11 protein-coding genes are annotated in these 19,480 nt (G+C 70.1%); 6 read left to right on the top strand and 5 right to left on the bottom strand.

Translation table 11 applies throughout. The annotated features are described in order from the left end of the window. Positions 1-9 precede the first annotated feature (9 nt). From ACFYTQ_RS26235 to ACFYTQ_RS26250, 4 genes are read right to left on the bottom strand one after another with little or no spacing between them, the layout of a single operon-like run. On the bottom strand, positions 10-834 hold the full coding sequence (locus ACFYTQ_RS26235; RefSeq protein ID WP_387366296.1) for an ESX secretion-associated protein EspG: 825 nt from the start codon (positions 832-834) through the stop codon (positions 10-12). After that, positions 831-3,401: a hypothetical protein gene (locus tag ACFYTQ_RS26240; protein WP_387366299.1), complete on the bottom strand. Its 2,571-nt coding sequence runs from the start codon at positions 3,399-3,401 to the stop codon at positions 831-833. The genes ACFYTQ_RS26235 and ACFYTQ_RS26240 overlap by 4 nt, the downstream gene beginning before the upstream one ends. Positions 3,402-3,458: 57 nt before the next feature. Beyond that, complete coding sequence (locus ACFYTQ_RS26245) at positions 3,459-9,932, bottom strand: hypothetical protein (RefSeq protein ID WP_387366302.1); 6,474 nt, start codon at positions 9,930-9,932, stop codon at positions 3,459-3,461. 14 nt (positions 9,933-9,946) lie between these two features. Continuing rightward, positions 9,947-10,447: a YbaB/EbfC family nucleoid-associated protein gene (locus ACFYTQ_RS26250; RefSeq protein WP_387366305.1), complete on the bottom strand. Its 501-nt coding sequence runs from the start codon at positions 10,445-10,447 to the stop codon at positions 9,947-9,949. Between the two features lie 226 nt (positions 10,448-10,673). Between ACFYTQ_RS26250 and ACFYTQ_RS26255 the strand changes: the two genes are divergently transcribed. The 6 genes from ACFYTQ_RS26255 to ACFYTQ_RS26280 are packed head-to-tail and all read left to right on the top strand — an operon-like array spanning position 10,674 to position 18,292. Next, a complete protein-coding gene (locus ACFYTQ_RS26255; RefSeq protein WP_387366308.1) occupies positions 10,674-11,090 on the top strand; it encodes a hypothetical protein in 417 nt (138 codons plus the stop codon). 10 nt (positions 11,091-11,100) lie between these two features. After that, positions 11,101-11,406: a hypothetical protein gene (locus tag ACFYTQ_RS26260; RefSeq protein WP_387366311.1), complete on the top strand. Its 306-nt coding sequence runs from the start codon at positions 11,101-11,103 to the stop codon at positions 11,404-11,406. Between the two features lie 7 nt (positions 11,407-11,413). Continuing rightward, positions 11,414-15,703, top strand: coding sequence for a hypothetical protein (locus ACFYTQ_RS26265; RefSeq protein WP_387366314.1), 4,290 nt, complete (start codon positions 11,414-11,416; stop codon positions 15,701-15,703). Between the two features lie 10 nt (positions 15,704-15,713). After that, complete coding sequence (locus ACFYTQ_RS26270; protein ID WP_387366317.1) at positions 15,714-16,202, top strand: YbaB/EbfC family nucleoid-associated protein; 489 nt, start codon at positions 15,714-15,716, stop codon at positions 16,200-16,202. A gap of 24 nt (positions 16,203-16,226) precedes the next feature. Beyond that, positions 16,227-17,576, top strand: a complete 1,350-nt coding sequence (locus tag ACFYTQ_RS26275) for a hypothetical protein (RefSeq protein WP_387366320.1) — start codon at positions 16,227-16,229, stop codon at positions 17,574-17,576. 14 nt (positions 17,577-17,590) lie between these two features. Next, positions 17,591-18,292, top strand: a complete 702-nt coding sequence (locus tag ACFYTQ_RS26280; RefSeq protein ID WP_387366323.1) for a hypothetical protein — start codon at positions 17,591-17,593, stop codon at positions 18,290-18,292. 11 nt (positions 18,293-18,303) lie between these two features. On the opposite strand, the gene ACFYTQ_RS26285 is transcribed toward ACFYTQ_RS26280, so the two are convergent. Continuing rightward, a complete protein-coding gene (locus ACFYTQ_RS26285) occupies positions 18,304-19,452 on the bottom strand; it encodes an epoxide hydrolase family protein (protein ID WP_387366326.1) in 1,149 nt (382 codons plus the stop codon). Between the last annotated feature and the right edge of the window lie 28 nt (positions 19,453-19,480).

Below are 19,480 nucleotides of genomic sequence, written 5' to 3' on the forward strand. Positions count from 1 at the left end.
CTTGTCGGGTCAGTATCTGTCGTCGGAGACGACGCCGAGGCCGTCGCCGGTTTCCCAGTCGGTGTCCAGTCGTTGCATCAGGTTGTCGATGTCGTGCTGGATGCGCTCCACGAAGCGTTTGGGGCTGGTCGCCATGGCGACCGGGGCGTCGTTCATCTGCATGACGTAGCGGCCGTCGTCGGTGACGTCGCGCCACAGCATCTTTGTCTCGTGGATGCCGCGCGGGCCGTACTTCGAGCGGCCCTGGACGATGAGGACCGTGCCGGTGAGGTCGGCGCGGCGCTCGAAGAACTTGCGCGAGGCGGTCGCGGGGCGGTCCTCGTCGCCGCCGTCCCGGATGAAGCTGCCGCCGCCGTGGCCGAGGTACTCCTGCGGATCGGTGATCACCGGGATGCTGGGAATCCGGCCCGCCTCGACCGGGGGCAGCGACGAGACCACCGCGGCGGCCAGGCCGCGGGGGTCGCATTCGGTCACCACGAAACCGTCTGTGTGCCAGAAGGTTTTGCCGGGCTTCTGCGCGAAACGGAAGGCCTGCAGGCCGTTTCGGGCGAAGTGCATGTACAGGCGCTTCTTCCCGTTGTCCATATCGTGCTCGTCCCAGCCCCGCAGCCGGATGAAAAGCTCAGGGGCGCACATGACCTCGATCATGCCGTCCCAGGCCGGATCCCATCGGGCCCGCAGTTCCACCCAGGTCTTCTCCTTCAACCGGGCGGACTCGTCGATCGTCATGGGATCGTCGAGGGTGTAGAACAGCGGCGTCGGCAGGTTGCCGTCGCGATACTTCTCGCAGAGCACCTGGAACTCCAGGCCGGTGAATTCCCACGTCTGGTTCACGGCTCGGCCACCGGCCTCACCGTGTAGGTCGGTTCGTCGACGACTCCGTCGAGATTGTTCGCGCTGTCCAGGAACTTGGCTCGCTTGTACTCCTTGCCCGACGTGCCGGCCGCCCCACCGCCGGCCCCGCCACCCATGGGAGCGCCGCCCATCGGGACGCCGTTGGGATCGGCGTGCGCGCCGGGCACGCCGACGTCGTACGAGCCGTTCGCACCCGCGATGCTGGCCCGCGGGAACAGCCGCGACACGTCCGGACCCGTCGCGGGGTTGTCCAGGCCGAGGCTGTGTTCGACACCGGAGACGGCCGCCCCGATCCCGCCGAGCGCGCTGTCGATCGCGCCGCCCGCCGCTCCGAGCGCGCTGCCCACGCCGGAGATGCCCTGCTGAACCGCGTTGAGGACCGGCGAGAGCAGACTGTCCAGCCCGGAGCCCAGCCCCGACCCGGCGCCCAGCAGCGATTGCAGCGCGGACAGGCCCGAGGCGCCGCTCGCGAGCAGTCCGGCCAGGCCGGAACCCGAACCGCCGAACGGTTGCGGCCCGCCGGAGCTGCCGCCCGGCAGCGAGCCGACGCCGGAGCCCGAACCCGAACCTCCGAGCAGCTTCACCAGATCATTGCCGAGCGGGGCGCCGGAACCGGTGCTGAGCAGCGAGGCCAGCGTGTGCGCGAGGCCCGAGCCGCTGCCGGAGAGGCCGAGCAGCCTGGCCAGGTCCTGCGCGACGCCCGCGCCGGAACCCGAACCGAACAGCGATTCCAGTTCGTCCTCGAGCGCGCTGCCGCTGAGCGAACTGGAGTACGGGCTGTAGCCCGAACCCGACGTGGACCCGCTGCCGAGCAGGCTGCCGAGCGTGGACGCCAGGCCGGAGCCGTATCCGCCGCCGCCACCGCTGATCGGCGAGTACGCGCCGCCCCCGCCGCTGTATCCGCCGGAGTTGTAGCCGTACGCCGACGAGCCGTCGGAGCCGTAGCCCGAGTCGCCGCCGGAGCCCGAACCGAGGCCGTAATCAGCCGGCGACGAGCTGGGGCCGGCCGCACCGCCGTAACCGCCACCGCCGGAGCCGCTCTCGCCACCCGAACCGTAGCCGCTCGGCAGTCCCGCGCCGCCCGTGCCGCCGCCGGACTCCCCGCCGCCACCGCCGTAGTCGCCCGCGCTGGAGGAGGCGCCGCCGTAACCGCCACCGCCGTAACCACTTCCGCTGCCGCCGCCGGATTCACCGCCGCCGCCACCGTATCCGCCGCCGCTGCCACTGCCGAATTGCGAAGCGGCCGCGGAGTATCCGGCCGAATAGCCCGCCGCGTAACCGTCGGAGTAGGAACCCGTGCCGCTGCCCGAACCGCTCCCGCTGCCCGAACCGCCGCCGCTGCCGGACCCCGATCCCGACCCGCTGCCGCTGCCCGAACCCGACCCCGAACCGCTGCTGCTGCCCGAACCGGAACCGGAACCGCTGCCCGAACCCGTCCCCGTACCGCTGCCGGTCCCCGAGCCCGAACCCGACCCGGACCCACTGCCGCTCGAACTCGAACTGGTGTTGCCGGTGCCACTGCCGAGCACAGTGATCAGCGGCATCGCCTTGACGGTGTTCTGGATACCCGTCACATAGCGATCCTTGTACCGATCCCGATACCACCCGCGCCACTTCTGGAGCGTGCAGTCCGCGTATCGCACATGCGGCTCGCCGCGACCGTGACGGAAGTCGTCGTAGGTGTAGGCGGGCATGCCGTCGAAGGTCGCCTTCAGGAAGGCCGCCGAGTACAGCAGGGCCGAGGCCAGCTCGTTGACGCTGTCGCCGAAGGCGTGCGCGCCGTTCTCGAAGCGATGCACCGCGGCGGCGGCCGCGTCCTTGCCGGTGCCGCTCCACATGTCGTCGGAGATCTGGGACAGCTGGGTGGTCAGCGCCGCGATATCAGTGCTCAGCTGGGTGGCCATCCACTGGTAGCGGGTGCCCGCGATATGGGTGTTCCAGTCGGCGCCGATGAGGGAGCGACCGAAGTTGTAGAACCCGTCGAAGCCCCACGAACCGGCGTCGGTGATCGAGACCGTGATGTGGCTGTCGGCGTTCAGCGGCACCGTCGGCGCGTTCGGCATGTCGTCGGAGGTGCTCGGCGAGAACGAGGAGGGCGGGTTGCGGGTGCCCGGATCCTTGGTCAGGCCCGCGTTCGGGATGGCGGCGAGGTCGTCGACGGAGTGGTTCTCGGCGGTCCGATAGGCCTTCAGCGCGCCGATGAAGGTCTTCTCCATGTTGTCCAGGATCTTCTGGAAGCCGTCGAGGCCGTTCCAGATGTCCTGGCCCTTCTGGTTGAACTCCTGGGTGAGTTCGGTGCCGCCCATCTCGTTCGAGACGGGCGGGATGCTGTTGAGGTGGTTGTCGGTGATGAACTTCTTGTAGAAGTCCAGCTGCTTGATCAACTCCTGAACGGCCTTGGCGCTGTTGAGGAATACCTGGTCGACCGCGGTGACCTGTTTGTTGAGCGTCAGTCCGCCGTTACCTGCCTGGGTGTTCAGGTTGGACCAGTCGGTCTGGTCCTGGCCCGAGGTGTCGTTCGGGCCGCCGGTGGTCGTACCTGCCACTTGCTTGCTCTCCTGATCGGGTCTGATGGGTCGAGTCCGCGCACCGAATCGCGTGCGTCAGACTCCGGGTGGATCGCCCTCGCGAATCATGGTCTCGGTCGTCGGGGCCGGTTTGTCTCGTGACCGCGCCTGGGCGCCACCGTCCTCGCCCATGGTGAACATGACGTCGACATCGGCCAGCGGCACCTCGACCCCCGCTTCCTCGCCTTCCGCGGGCTTCAGCACAATGGCCTTGGGCGGCTTGCGGTTTCGACGGGCCGGATCCTTGCGATCCTTGCGGCTTTTGCGATCCGATGCGTCCGGCGCCCGCCCGCCCGCCGAGGCCGGAGATCCGGGCGCGCCGCCACCCCCGGACGGGGAGCCGCCTTGGCCCGCGTGGTCCTGACCCGCGCGATCCCGATTCGCGGGATCCTGGCCCGCGTGATCTTGGCCTGCGTGGTCCCGACCCGCATGGTCTCGACCTGCGGGGTTCTGGCCCGCGTAATCCTGACCCGCGTGGTCCCGACCCGCATGGTCCCGGCCCGCGGAGTCCTGGCCCGCGTGATCCTGGCCTGCACGATCCCGACCCGCATGATCTTGTCCCGCGAGATCCCGACCCAAGGACTGGTGCTCGTCCTGACTGCCGGGCTGTCCGCCGCCGCCCTGGCTGGTGTGGCCGTTCGCGCCGCCGTCGCCCACGCCGCGCGGGCCATCGCCACCGGCCCCGTCACCGCCATCTTCCCCGAAACCATTGCCCGACAACGCATCCCCTGACCCGCCCGGCGCGGTCGCCGCCATCGATTTGTGCGCCTCGGGCCCGTACTCGTCGCCGGGCCGCGCGGTGGCCGGATCGCCGAGAGCGGAACCACCCGAGCCAGAACCGGCACCGGCCGAATCCCACTGTGTCCCGGACGAATCCGAACCCTCGCCGACATCGTTCCCGACAGCAGCCGAATCATCCTGCCCCAGTGCCGAATTCGGATCCACTGCCCCCGGGATAGCCCCCAGCCCGTGCGGCACCCCCAGCGCGCTCAACAACGCGGAAAGCCCCGGCAATACCGACGACAGCGCCGACCCGAGCGATCCGGGCAGCCCGTCCCCAGCCCGACCACCCAACTGGGACAACAGATCCGCCAGCTCGGGCTGCCCAGCCAGCGACGCGAGCCCCGACAGCGCTCCCGACGGCAGTCCCGCCAAACCCGCCAGCGCCTCCGGCGAGAGCCCGGCGAGCCCCGCCAACGCCTCGGGAGACAGCCCACTCAACGCCGACAATGCCTCCGGCGACACCCCACTCAACCCCGCCAACGCCTCGGGAGACACCCCACTCAACCCTGCCAACGCCTCCGGAGACACCCCACCCAACCCCGACAACGCCGCCAGTTGCGCGGGCGACAACCCCGACAATCCCGCGAGCGCGGCCGGAGACAGCCCCGCCAACTGCGACAACCCCGCATGCTGCGCGGCCGACAACCCCGACAACGCGGACGACAACGCCGAGGACAACCCTGGCAGCCGCGGATCCAGATGCGCCAACCCCCGCAACCCCGCCATCTCCCGCGCGAGCAGCTCCGGCGAAATGCTCGGCGCATGACCGTAGAACCCGCCACCCCACTCCGGCGACCACGGCGGATTCCACTGGAAATTCGGCACATTCGGCGGCGGCGGGAAATCGGGCGGCGGCGGCATGCCGGGCATGTTCTGCTCGATCAGCTCCGCCGGGATGAACTGCGTTTCCGACGGCGCCATCGGCGGCAGGAAGCCCAGCGGCGGCACCCCGTCGCCCTCGGGCAGCTGGCGCGAGCGGAAGATGCCCGTCAGATCGCTGCCCTTCACCCACGGGCTCGCGCGGTCCACCGGCTCGGGCTGCGCGCCGTCGGGCTCGTTGATTTGAACCTTGTTGTCCCCGTTCACTTTCCAGGTGGTGCCGTCCGGGCGGCTGCCCCGCGAGAGGCCGTCGGTGTCGGTGATGCGGACCGTGCCGTCCGACCGGGTCTCGCGCAGCGAGCCGTCGGGATTGCCGACCGCGATCATGCCGTCGGGCCGCGTCTCGCGGATGATGCCCTGCCGGTCGGTGAATCTCACCCCGCCCCTGCCGGTCTCCGACACCGAATCGCCGTGGAACACCTTGAATCCGTGGGAGGTGTTCTCCAGGATCGCGCCGTTGGACAGCGCGACCGTGCCGCCCTTGCCCCCGATCCCCGCGTCGGTGGCGCTCCCCCGCTCCGCGCCGGGCGGGGTCACCGTGACCTTGCCCTTCGAATCCTTCGAGTACGTCGTGCCGTTCGGGTCGGTGACCTTGCTGCCGCCCTTGGCGTCCGAGACCAGCGTGGTGCCGTCGGGCCGGTTCAGCACGACCTCGGACGGGCCGCGCGCGCCGTCGAGCCGCTCGCCCCACCAGGTGCCCTCGGGCGATTTCGGGACCGTGGTCGTCGATCCGTCCGGGAAGGTGGTCTCGCGGCCGCCGAGCGGGTTGCCGCTGTCGCCGATGACGTGGGTGGTGCCGTCGGGCTCGGTGACCCGCACCGCACCGTCCGAGCGCAGTGTCTGCACGGTGCCGTCGGGCCCGCTCACCACGACCGGTTTGTCGTGACCCGTCTGCACCACCGTGCCGTCCGGCTTGGACACCGTGACATCGCCGTTGGGCTGTTCGTAGGTGGTGGTGCCGTCGGGCTTGACCGTCGTGACGGTGCCGTCCGGCGTCTCGGTGCGCACGATGCCGCCGGGTTCGACGGTGTGGGTGGTCCAGTCCGGCCGGGTGAACCGGATATTGCGGTCGGCGTCGACGCTGACCGTGTGCCGCGGATCGCCCGGATGGGTGAGGTGGACGACCCGGTTCTTGGTGTCGACCGTGAAGTCCGTTCCGTCCGGCGAGGTGATGTGCACCTGATCGTCGTTCCTTTGCCAGGTGGCCGCGCTGTCGTTCCAGTCCGCCTTGGACCCGGAAGGCTTTCCGCCCGAACCGAATCCGGTCTTCGAGCCGCCCTCGGAGACGAACGACGCCGAGCCGTCGGGGCGCACGGTGACCGTCGAACCGTCGGGGCCGGTCGTCTTCACCGAGCCGTCGGAACCCACCTCGACCTTCACCGGCCGACCGTCCGCGCCGTAGAACCGCACCGACTTCTCCTCGGTGTCGATCGAGAGCCGGTGCGGGTCGTCGAGGGCGCGGCCCACGCGCACGGTGTGCTCGTCGGGCTTGATCAGGTGCAGGGTGCCGTCGGTGGAGCTGATCAGCAGTTCGCCGTCGGCATTGGCGTTCCAGGACCCGCGGTCGGTGCGCACCTGGTGCGAGGTGCCGTCCGGGTGGGTGACGACGGTCGGCCGATCGGGGCCGAACTCCACCCTGTGACCGCCGGGCACGAATCTCGTCGTCTCTCCCGAAGGAGACGCGAATTCCGTTGTGCCGTCGGGCTTCACGGTCGTGGTCGAGCCGTCCGGCCCGCGCGTGATCACCGTGCCGTCGGATCCGACCGTGTGCGTGACGCGGTCCGGACGGCCGAAGGTCTGCTCGTCGAACCGCCCGGCGCCCTTGCCCGGCCTGCCCGCCGGGGTGCCGAGCGGATTGCCGTCGGCGTCGACGAATCGGACCGCCCTCGTCTCCGCGTCGATCCTGATGCCCTGCGCGTCGCCGGGGCGGGTCACCACGATGGTGCCGTCGGAGTCGACGGTGTGGCGGGTGCCGTCGTGCGACGTCACAGTGAAGCCGCCGCCGTCGTTCTCGGCCCAGCTCTGCCGATCCGTCGGCACCAGGTGCACGGTGCCGTCGGGGGTGGTGACCTCGGTCGGGCGGCCCGGCGCCGCGACGACCTTGGTACCGTCCGGCTCGTATCGGGTCCGCACGCCGCCGCCGGAGCGGTGGTCGATCCCGCCGTTCGTTTCGATGGTCGTGACCGCACCGTTCGCGCGGGGGAACGTCACCGAGCCGTCCGAGTTGTACCGGTGCGCGATGGTCCCGCCGCCACCCTCCATGCGGCCGGGCAGTCCGACGAAGACCACGCCGTCCCGCACCACGACCTCCGTGCCGTCCTCGAGGCGGACGCTCAGGGAGCCGTCGCGGTCCCGCGTGAACGTGAAGCCCTCCTCCCCACCGCGCGAACCGCCGACCCGGCCCCCGAGGCCGGGCAGGCCGCCGCCATCGAGAATGTGTTCGCCGGGGGGACGAGATCCGTAGGGGGCGAGATCGTTTCGGTCCGGGGTGGCGTTGCCGCCGGATCCGGAGCGCCCGCCGATCGATCCGGTGTCCCCGGCATTGTCGCCGCGCCCGCCGGACCCGGCGACCGGCGCGGTCGAGTCGCCCGGTGAGCCGCTGCGGACGCCTCCGCCCATCGGCGGGGCGGAATTGCCGAGTGAGCCGCGGCCACCGGGCGCATTCCCCGTGCCGACCAGGGGGCTACGATCACCGCCGGTGCCGGACAGCGGCGTCTCGGGCACCCCCCGCACGGGCGGCGGCGTACCACTTCCGGTCGGTCCACGATGCACCGGCCCACTGTTGGCCGGACCGGAGTCCGAGGACCCCCGCCCGGAACCCGCTGTGGTCGTGAGGTTCTCGCCGAGGTTCCCCCGACCGCCCGAACCCGTTGCTGTCGTGGTGTTCTCACCGACACTCCCGCGACCACCCGAACCCGTTGCGGTCGTGGTGTTCTCACCGACGTTCGGGCGACCAGCCGGGGCGGGAGCGGACCCGTCGCCGGGGTTGCGGATCGGCACACGGGTGTCGGTGGACGAGGTGGACGGGGCGGGCGCGGTGGAACCCTTCGAGGAGGCCGAGACCGACGGTTCCGCGGCGGCGTTGCCCGACGCGCCGCGGGAGGGCGTGGCGGCGGGTCTCGAACCAGAGGCGTCCCCAGCGGCCGAGCCCGCGGACGAGGCGGGCCGGGAGTCGCCCGCGGTCGCCGAATTCGACGCCGCCGCACCGGTTTCGGAGCGGGCACCCGACGAGGAGACCGGACCCTCGCCGCCGGGCCGAGACCCCGCCTGCGTCAGCGGATTCGAGCTCTCGCCGCCCGGGCGAGATCCGGCCTGCGTCAGCGGATTCGAATTCTCGCCGCCCACACGAGACCCGGTCTGCGTCACGGGACTCGAATTCTCGCCGCCCACACGAGACCCGGTCTGCGTCACGGGACTCGAATTGTCGCCGCCGGGACGGGTAGTCGACTGCGTGAGCGGATTCGCGTTCTGATCGATCGCCGACGAACGCGCGGGTGGGCGCGCGCTGCCGTCACCGGTGTTGCCCGTCGATACCGTGGACGTCGAGGAATTCGACGAATTCCCCTGCCCCAGGCCGTTGTTCGGATTACCGCGCCCACCGCCCGCCTGCTGATCGCCGGTGGTCGTGATCGGCGTGGGCCGCCGCGTACCGTCCTCGGAATCGAACGAACGCGAGCCATTGGCGGACGGCGACGCGAAGGAATGCGCCCCCGAATTCGAACCCGTGAACTCCCCATCGGCGATCGCCTTGCCGCCGAACACATTCGGCGTTTCGCGCCCCCCAAAGCTCGCCGGACCGGTGGCCGGTGATCCGGCGAAGTCGTCGTGCGGCGAGACGAACCCCCCGGCCTTCCCGAACGCCCCACCCCGCCCGGACAACGCCTCGACCTCGAACCCCTTCGTGCCCGGCCCCTCGAATTTGCCTCTGTAGCCCCGGATTCCGCCACCGAGCACACCGCGCGCCGCACCACCGGTCCAGCCATAGGCATTGCCGAACTCACTCCAGTCGCCGGTGATCGCGCCCGCCGTCACCTGGGTCACCGCATTACCGAACACACCGCCCGCACCGCCGATCAGCGCGCCGTTGCCCACCCGGACCCACGGGTTGGCCATACTGTCGCCGAACCACCTCGCGGTCTGCTTGCCCAGATAGTCGCCGAACAGTTTGCCCAGACCCGCGCTGGCCGCGCCGCCCGCCAGCGCGACCCCGAACTCGGTGGCGTCGAAGTTCTTTCGATGCCCGGCCGCCATCTGCCCCAGCTGCACACCGGCATCGATACCCGCGGAGATGAGCATGCCGCCGAGGATCCTGGCCACCCAGCCCTTGGCCAGCTCGGCGAACTTGTCGCCGAAGATGCGCAGCACCGACGCCACGATCCGGTCCTGGATGACCCGGGACAGAAAGCGGACGATCGCCTGCGTCACGCCGATGTCCGCGGCCTCGGCGGCCGCCGCGGTCGGGGGGAACAGCCAGTCGATGGCGATCTCGATGGCCAGCGCGGCCAGCGAGATGATGACCATCAGCTTGGCGGCCTCGACCTGGGTGCCCATATCGAAAGCGGCGTCGCCGATCTGGTCGTAGTAGCCCGCCAGCGACTCCAGCGAACTCTCGCCCTTGATCAGGCCGTCGAACATCTCGCCGATGCTGTCGCTGCCCGCGCCGGCGCTGTAGGCGGCCACCGCCGTCCGCTTGGCCTGTTCGATATCCGGGATCACCGAGCGCAACTCGGCGGCGGCGTCGTGCCAGGCGCGCGCGACCTGCCAGATGGCGGTCTCGTCACCGTCCGGCCATTCCGAGCCCGCGACATAGCCCAGCCAGCGCAGCTCGGGAGGAAGATCGAGTCCCATGACGCGACCCGCGCCTACCGGTCGGCGTCACTGATCATCGAGCGCGGCGGACGGTAGTCCTCGACATCGCTGTAGCGCGCGGACTGCGCGTCCTCGTCGCGGCGCTCCGGGGCTCCGGGCGGCGCGAGCGACGCGGGCGGCGCGACCGGGATGAAACCCGTCAGATCCGGGACGTCCTCGAGCATGTCCGACAGCTTCGGCAACCGGGATCGGTGCTCCTGCAACGGAGCCACGAGTTCCCCGGCCGCCGCCTGCACCTTCCGCACGGCGGACTGCACCGCCTCGGTCATCGCCTTCGCGATCTCGTCGTAGGTGAGATCACCGATATCGGGGGCGAATTTGGTCTCGATGAGCACGCCGTCGGCGTTCACGGTGACCTGGATTCGCTTGTCGCAGGCCGTAACCGTCGCGGTGAGACGAGCGCGTTCGCGTTGGACGGCGGCGATACGCGACATCTGCGCCGATAATGCGTCCATCATCATCGCGGCATCGGCCCGCAACCATTCATTGCTCATCGAAACCTCCGCCGCCCATGCTAAACCGGCGTCGCCTCGGTCGCACCGGAAACAATCGGCTTCCGAGATTCCCTGCTGCACAAGGTCATTCCCCGTTACAAAACTTTGCAAGGATTTAGCATACGGTGCCGAGCGAGTTGCGGTAACCTGCGAATCAAGCAGAGGTGGCATTGTTGTCCGCGAGCCGGGCCTGCCTGACATTGTCTGGGCGAGAGGAGGTTTCGACGTGGCCCACGAGCCGCGGCGTCCGCCGCCGACAACTCCGGCGGAGATCGAGGAACAACGGCGCGAGATCGCCGAGCTCGAACGGCGGCGCAAACTGCTCACCGCGACCGCACTCGTCTGCGAGAAAAGAATTCAGGTCACTGTCAATGCCGATGGCGTGCTCATCGAGACGAAATTCGCCGCGGATATCTGTGATCTCTCCTATGACGAAGTCGCCGAGGCCATTCCGATCGCGGTGCGCGCCGCGGCCACCGAGGTACTGCGGAAAGGGCGCGCCCTGACCTGGTCGTTGCTGGATCGCGACACCGATGTCGCCGTCACCGCGGGCGAGCTGGGTGCGGTCGGGCCGGCGGCGGCGATTCCCCTGATTCCCACCCGCGCCCCCGGCGGCCCGGGTGAACGGCGAACGACATCGTGAGGGAGTGGACATGGCAGACGCGGTGGAGGTCGATCCGGCCAAGCTGACGGCCACGGGCAACCACATGTTGACGGTGCGCGACAAGCTCAGTGGCATCGTGTCCCATTTGAACGGCGCGGTGGGCACGGCCGGGCCCGAGACGTGGGGCACGGACTCCTTCGGCAAGGGCTTCGCCGACGGCGACGACGGATACGTCCGGTCCCGCACCGAATTGCTCTCCGGGGCACACGAACTGGTGACCTCGCTCGGTCAGTTCGGACAGGGCATGATCGACGCGGCGAACAAGATGACCGCGGCCGATCACCAGGGCGGATAGCCCGGGTATGGCGCTGTATCTGCCGCCCGAACTGCGCTGGGTCTCCTACATCGCCGGGGCCGAATGGCCCGACGGCGACGAGGACAAGATGTTCGCGATGGGCGACGAGTGGAAGAACGCCGCGAAACAACTCGAGGCGCTGCTCGACGAGATCAAGACGGTGCAGAACGAGCTGCGGTCCGCCTACGCCTCGGGCACCGGCGGCGAGCAGGCCGTGGCCGAGGTGGGAAAGCTGCTCTCCGGCAAGGGTTCCGTCGACGAACTCGCCAAATACATGACGCAGATCGGTCAGTCCACCCGCAACGCGGGCACGACCATGGAGCAGACCAAGCTCATGGTCATCGTCTCGCTGTCGCTGCTGGCCGCGGAGATCGCGCTGGCCTGGCTGTTCCCGCCGACCGCGCCGGGCGTCGAGGCCGCCGCGGTGGGCGCGACCCGCGCCTTCCTGTATCGCCTGGGCCGGCAGGTGATGGCGTTCCTGGAGTCGATTCCCGGGGTCGGCAAGCTCATCGGGCAGTTCGTCAAATTCGTCAAGATCGTGCCGGATCTGCCGAGCAAGGCCGGCGACCTGCTGGCCAACCCGATCGGGCTGGGCGTCAAGCGGATCACCCCGGCCCGCACGCTGCTGGACATGATGCCCGAGGCGATGGCGCGCAATCCCTTCGTACGCGACGTCTTCGACGTGATGCCGGACGAATTCGCCAAATGGCTGGTGAAAAGCGGTGTGAACGTGGGCCTCTGGTCCGGCGGCCAGGACCTGCTGGTGCAGACCATCCAGATCGCGAAGGGCCATCGCGACGAGCTCAACGGCCAGGAGCTGGGGCTGTCCATGGGGGCGTCCATGGTCGGCAAATGGGCCAGCCATCTGCCCGCGGTGTACGTGGAGAAGTGGGGCGGGGATCTGTTCAAGTCGTTCGGCATCGACTCCACGCGCGGTCTGGCCGGAATGGTGAACGGGGCGGCGACGGGCATGACGACGAACGTCGTCAGCGGCCTGGCGGGAGCGGGGTTGTATTCGCTGGTCACCGGCACCAGTTACTACGACAACATCAAGACAGCGCAGATCGGGGCGGCGGTCACCGGGGCCATGGTCGGCGGGCAGCGCGGCTTCATCGGCCAACTCGGCGCGCGGCCGGGGACGGGAGCCGATTTCACCGCCACGCATCCGGAGCTGAATGTCGGCACCGGGGGCGGGAACCGGCTGGGCCTCGGGGGCACCGACGGAGGAGGTAACGGCGGCCGCGGCGGTGGGCCGAATCCCTCGGACGGCAGCGGTTCCCACGGTGGTGGACAGAATTCTCTGGGCGGCAACGGTTCCCGAAGTGGTGAACAGAATTCTTTGGGCGGCAACGGTTCCCGCAGCGGCGGGCAGAATGCTCTGGGCAGCAATGGTTCCCGCGGTGGCGCTGACGACATCACCCCGGTCGCCCATGGCGGCGACAACACCGGCGGAAACCGGCCCGCGAATCCCGCGCCGCCCGCACGCGGTTTCGCCGAGCAGCAGCAGGCCCTGCGCGACCAACACGAGCAGAACTATTCGACCGCACGCGATCTGGACCGCGCCAACCAGAACTTCATCGGCCGCCAGGCGCGCAATCTGAATCCGTTCAGCGATCGGCCGGCCCGGTACAGCATCAACCGCGATGCCGAAATCGCCCGGCACGGCGCGGAAATGGACGCGCTGAACAGCCGGGAGAAGGTGCGGATCGCCACCGAGCACGCCCAGGACGCCGCGCAGCGCGCCACCGACGCCCGCAACGCCGCCCGCGACGCGGACCGGACCGCGCGCGCCGCCGAGGCCGCCCACGACCCGAACGCCACCACGCTGCGCGCTCAGGCCGATCGGGCTCGCGTTCAGGCGATGAACGCCGCGCGGGCCGCCACCGAGACCAACAGCGCCGTCCACGCGGCCACCGCCGACGCGACCGGCGCGCAGGACCGCCTCGCCGGACTGCGCAACGACCCGGCGATGCGCAACTCCTGGGACTCGGTGGCCGCCGCGCGGCAGCCCACGGCGACCGGCGGCGACCGGCAGGGTCACGAGCTGCAAGGGCACGGCGGGGACGACGGCAATCACCAAGCGCCGCAGCATGTTCGATCACAAGAACAAGGCGACGGTGACGGCGGCCCGCTACCGAAACCCCAGCGCGACGCGGCCGATGCCCTCGTCGAGCGGCGCCGCGCGGAACTCGCCGCCGCCATCGACAAGCACGAGGCGGCCAACAACGCCGTGCGGCAACGACTCGACACCATGCAGCAGCGGCTCGACACCTTGCAGCAGAACCGCGGCCCGCTCCAGGATCGGGTCGACACCGCCCGCGCGGCGCGGGACGACGCCGAGCAGCATGTCGCCGACATCAGACATCGGCTGCGCGACACCGACGATCCGATGCAGCGGGCGAACCTGAAGGCCGACCTGCGCCAAGCCCAGCACGATGCCGTGCGCGCGCAGCGCGATCTCGATGCGGCGGAAGGGAATCTGCGGCACATCGACCGCGACATCGGCAAGCAGCACGACCGGCTGAACAGCGTGGCCTCGAGGATCCTCAGCGGCGCGCCGAAGGAGGTGCTGAACGTCCTGCCGCACGCGGTGAAGGACGGCCCGCTCGACACGCAGAAGAACGCCCAGGCCGCGGTGGCGACCGCCAAGGCCGATCTCGACGCCGCGATCGCGGATCAGCAACGGGCGCACGGGATTCCGGTGACTCCGGCGCCGACCCTGACCGAATCCCACGCCACGGTCAACCAGCACGGGGCGAACGTCCAAACCGCGCGCGACACCCTCGCGGCCCCCGAACCGGCGGCCGTCACGAACGCCCGCGCGAACGTCACCGCCTACGACAACGCCCACACCGTCCTCAACACACCCGAACCACCGGCCGTCACCAACGCCCGCGCCAACGTCACCGCCTACGACAACGCCCAACACCTGCTCAACACACCCGAACCACCAGCGGTCACCAACGCCCGCGCGAACATCACCGCCTACGACAACGCCCACACCATCCTCAACACACCCGAACCACCAGCCGTCACCAACGCCCGCGCCAACGTCACCGCCTACGACAACGCCCAGCACCTGCTCAACTCCCCCGAACCGGCCGATGTCGCCGCGGCCCGCGCGCGCCTGACGATCGACGAGCACGACCGCGCCCAGCATCTCCTCAACTCACCGGAACCGTCCGCTATCACCAACGCGCGCAACAGAATCGCCGATTTCGACCAGGCGCACACCACCCTCACGGCGCCCGAGCCCGCGGCCGTCACGAACGCCCGCGCCGCGCTCGCGTCGAATCCCGGCGACACCGGGGCGCGGAACATCGTCGAGCAGTACACGAACGACCGGGCCGCGGCCCGGAACACGCACGACTCGCTGGCCCCCGGCGTGGCCGGTGATCGCGCCGCCGTCACGGCCTACGACAACAACCGCGCCGCGGCGCAGGCGACCGTGAACCGTCTCGCCCCCGGCATCGCCGACGACCGGGCCACCGCCGCCGCGGACGCCCGGAACCGGCCCGCGCCCGGGCTCGACGCGGATCGCGCCACCGTGAACCGACACGACACCAACCGGGCGGCGGCGCAGACCACGGTCGACAACCACCGACCCACCATCGCCAACGACCGCGCCACGGTCACCCACCACGACAACACCCGCGCCGCAGCACAATCCACCATCGATCATCATCAACCCACCATCACCGGCGACCGCGCCACCGTGACCCACCACGACAACACCCGCGCCGCAGCACAAACCACCGTCGACAACCACCGACCCACCATCGCCAACGACCGCGCCACGGTCACCCACCACGACAACACCCGCGCCGCGGCACAAACCACCGTCGACAACCACCGACCCACCATCGCCAACGACCGCGCCACCGTGACCAACCACGACAACACCCGCGCCGCAGCACAATCCACCATCGATCGGCACGGCGCCGCGGTCGATCGCGCCGGGCTCACGATCCGCGAGCACGACCAGCGGGCAGCGATGACGGCGATGCTCGGCCGGGCCGGTATCACCGCCGCCGCGGCGCGCGCGGAACTCGCGGCCTTCGACAAGGCCGCCCGCCGGGAGCGGCAGCTCGAGGACGGCACCTTCTACAGCGGCCGCGTCCGGGCCCGCAAGATCAAACTGAGCGAGCTGATGCCCGATCCGTTCACCGCGGTGACCGCGCCGGGCGCCGACTTCTGGGCGGATCCGGTCAATGTGAAGCCGCCCGCCCTCGCGCTCGCCGACTCGAACGGGAAGCGGGATCCGGCGCTCGTGGGCACGGGCGGCAACAGCTGGTGAGGAGGCGCGAGTGAGCAACGAACAGCTCAGAAACGATATGCACACGGTGCTGGAGGGGCTGCGCGACCAGATCGACGGCATCGCCGAGGCGCAGCGCCGCAAGAGCGAGATGTCCGCGCGGGCCTCGATCCACGACGGCCGGGTGGTGGTGACGGTCGACGGCGACGGCATCGTGACCGGGGTCGAGTTCTCCGATCGTATCGACGACCTCTCCGACGACGAGATCGCCGCCGCGGTCACCCAGGCCGCCCAGCAGGCCGCCGCCGAGATCGCGCGCCGGCTGCGAGAACTGGTGCGGCCCTTGCTCGATCGCCGCGCGCACTGGCCCAGACTATCCGACCTGCTCCCCGGCTCTCCGGACCTCCCCGAGCACATCCCCGGCCAGTCCCGCGCACCCACCAGCCCACCCGACGCCCCCGACCGTGATCTGGATGTCCGCACCGCCGGCGATTTCCTGCGCGCGTCCCGGTCCGCGATATCCGACGACGGCAGCCACTGATCCCCGCGCGAGAACGGCCCACTCATGAACGAAGCCGACACCACCACCGATCCGCAGCCCGATATCGCCTTCACGCTCGGGGGTTTCGGCGGGTCCGCCGCGGGCCGGAGCGCGGCGACACCACCGGTCGCGGCGGCGGAGGTCGAGGTCACGGTGTCGACGGAAGGTCCCGTGCCGGTGCCGCCGGTGCCGGATGCCGAGGTCACGGTCACCGTCGAGGAGTCCGATCCGGCCGCGCCGATCGATATCGACCGCTACGCGACCGGTCTCGGGCGGGCCATCGCGGACACCCTGCTGCCCGCGGCGCCGGTGGACTGGCAGCGGCTGGATGTGGCGTTCTCGGTCACCGTGCGGGCGATCGCGGCGGTCGCGTACTTCACCGACGACGTCGGCGAGGTCACCCCGGTCCCGGTGCCGCGGGAGGCCGGGGAGCTGGCGCAGTTGCTGCGCGAGGTGACCGTGCCGCTCGCGGGCCACGCCTGGTGGCGGGTGCTGCTGCACTGCGTGCGCACTGACTCGGAAGGGCCTGCGGCACAAGAGGATTCGAGCATCGAGCTCGAATACGACTACGGCGCGGTCCCCTTCACCGGCGACGAACTGCACCCCCCGGAGGCGTACCGCGCGGACCTGGCGGCCTTCCCCCGCGCCCGGCTGCCGATCTGGCTGGCAGCCTATATCGACCACGCCGACCGGCAGTCCCGGCCGCCGCGGCGCGCGATCGTGCGGTCGCGCACCGACCGGAGCCGGGGAATCACGCCGGAGCCCGCGGGTCTCCCCGCGCCGGACCTGATCTGGGCTCGCTGGACGACGATCTCCGCGGCGGCGGTCGCGATCGGCTCGGACGCCGGACCGCGCGTCCTCGGCTCGTCGGGAGTGTTCGAGGCCAGCAACGGCAGCGGATCCACGCTGCATCTGCTGACCGCCCGGCGGGCCGTGCTCTCCGGCGGCGTCTGGGACGCACCGGAACTCGACGCCGCCTACAACGACGGCGCGGACCTGCCGGATCTCTACGCCGGCGCCCCGGAATGGCTGGCGAACCCCGTGCTCGACCAGCGGGTGACCACCGGGCTACTGACCTTCTGCTATTGGTGGGAGGGCGGCGGCTGGTTCCGCGGCCGCTCGCCGGAGCCCGCCGCGATCGGCGCGGCCATCCCCGGCCTGTGGACCCCCGCGACCACCGTGGACGTGGTGTGCGCGGTCCTGGGCCCGCAGGCCGACCGCGAGGCGGTGGTCGAGCTGGTCGCCGCGGCCGAAACCCGCACGGTCACAACGGATATGGTGCTCACGGCCCTCGACGTGACCGCCGAGGCCGATGTGGTGGGCGCGATGTACCAGTTCGCGCTCGCCGGACTGACGAACGAACTGGCCGAATAGATGGAGATACCACGATGGACCCACGCCGCTGCTGTGTTCTCGTACCGATCGGCGGCTACCTGGAACCCGAATGCGCGCGGGGCCTGAGCGAACTGGAACGACGCGGCTACACCGTGCGCACCATCACCGGCTACGCGGCCATCGACCAAGGCCGCAGCCAGATGGCCACCGACGCGCTGCTCGACGGCTTCGACGGGCTCATGTGGATCGACTCCGACATCGGCTTCGACCCCGATTCGGTGGACATGCTGCGCCACCACGATCTACCCATCGTGTGCGCCATCTACGCCAAGAAGGGCGTGCGCGAACTGGCCTGTCACATGCTGCCCGGCACCAAACGCATCCTGTTCGGCGAGGGCGGCGGCCTGATGGAGATCAAATACGCCGCCACCGGCTTCCTGTTCACCCACCGCACCGTCTACGAGACGATGATCGAACACGAGCAACTCCCCATCTGCAACAAACAGTTCGGCCGCGTCACGGTCCCCTACTTCCTCCCCCTGATCCAGCAGGACGGCGAGAACCACTGGTACCTCGGCGAGGACTACGCCTTCTGCGAACGCGCCCGCCGCAGCGGCTTCGACATCATGGCCGACACCCGCATCCGCCTCAACCACATCGGCCGCAAGGCCTACAGCTGGGAGGACGCGGGCAGCGAACTCCACCGGTACGCGACCTACAACTTCCAGTTGCAGCCGGAGCCCGATCCGGCCTGACGGCTCGGGATTCAGCGCACCGTGCGGAAGAACTCGCGGATATCGTCGACGAGGAGCTCCGGCTCCTCGAGCGCCGCGAAGTGACCGCCGCGATCGACGTCCACCCAGCGCGTGATGGTGTTGGACGGCTCGCAGTAGCGGCGGATGCAGACATCGTGGGCGAAGGCGATCACCCCGGTCGGCACACCGGAATTCGCCGGGGTCGCGCCCCACGGCGACGCCGAGGCGTAACCGACGTAGGCGGCCGAGCCCGCGGTGCCGGTCAGCCAGTACAGCATGACATTGGTCAGCAGACGGTTCCGGTCGATGATCTTGTCGGGCAACACGTTTCGCGGATGCGTCCACTCGCGGAACTTGTCCATGATCCAGGCCAGCTGTCCCACCGGCGAATCCACCAGACCGTAGGCCAGGGACTGCGGGCGGGTCGACTGGATCGCGATGTAGCCGAACTCCTCTCGCAGGAACGCATCGATCCGGCGCACCCGGTCGCGCTCCAGCTCGGTCAGCTCGTCGAGGTGCTCCTTCGCCTCCGGCGGCGGCAGGTTCGGGCCGCCGTTGGTGTGCACGCCGATCACCTTGTCCGGGGCCGAGCGGGCGACCTCGGGGCTCACCGCGCCGCCGATATCGCCGCCCTGGGTGCCGTAGCGCTCGTAGCCCAGGCGCTCCATCAACGTCGCCCACACCCGGCCGATACGCGCTCTGTCCCAATCGGTTTCGGCGACCGGGCCGGAGAATCCGAAGCCCGGCAGCGAGGGAATCACCAGGTGGAAGGCGTCGGCCGGATCGCCGCCGTGTGCCCGGGGATCGGTCAGCGGGCCGATGACGTCCAGGAATTCCACCACCGAGCCGGGCCAGCCGTGGGTCATGAGCAGCGGCACCGCGTCCGGCTCGGCGGAGCGGATGTGCAGGAAGAAGATTCGCTGCCCCTCGATCTCGGTGATGAACTGCGGGTAGCGGTTCAGCTCCGCCTCGGCGGCCCGCCAGTCGTAGTCGGTACGCCAGTGGTCGACCAGTTCGCGCAGCCAGTGCACGGGGACGCCGGTGTCCCAGTCGTCGCCGGGCAGCGGCGCGGGCAGGCGCGCGGCATCGAGCCGGGCCGTCAGGTCGTCGAGCTGTTCCTGCGGGATATCGATGCGGAAGGGAGTTATCTCGTCGCTCATGAGAATCACCGTAGGAACCACCTAGGAC

It is taken from the genome of Nocardia sp. NPDC004068, assembly GCF_042874315.1.
In the GTDB taxonomy this organism is placed as follows: domain Bacteria; phylum Actinomycetota; class Actinomycetes; order Mycobacteriales; family Mycobacteriaceae; genus Nocardia.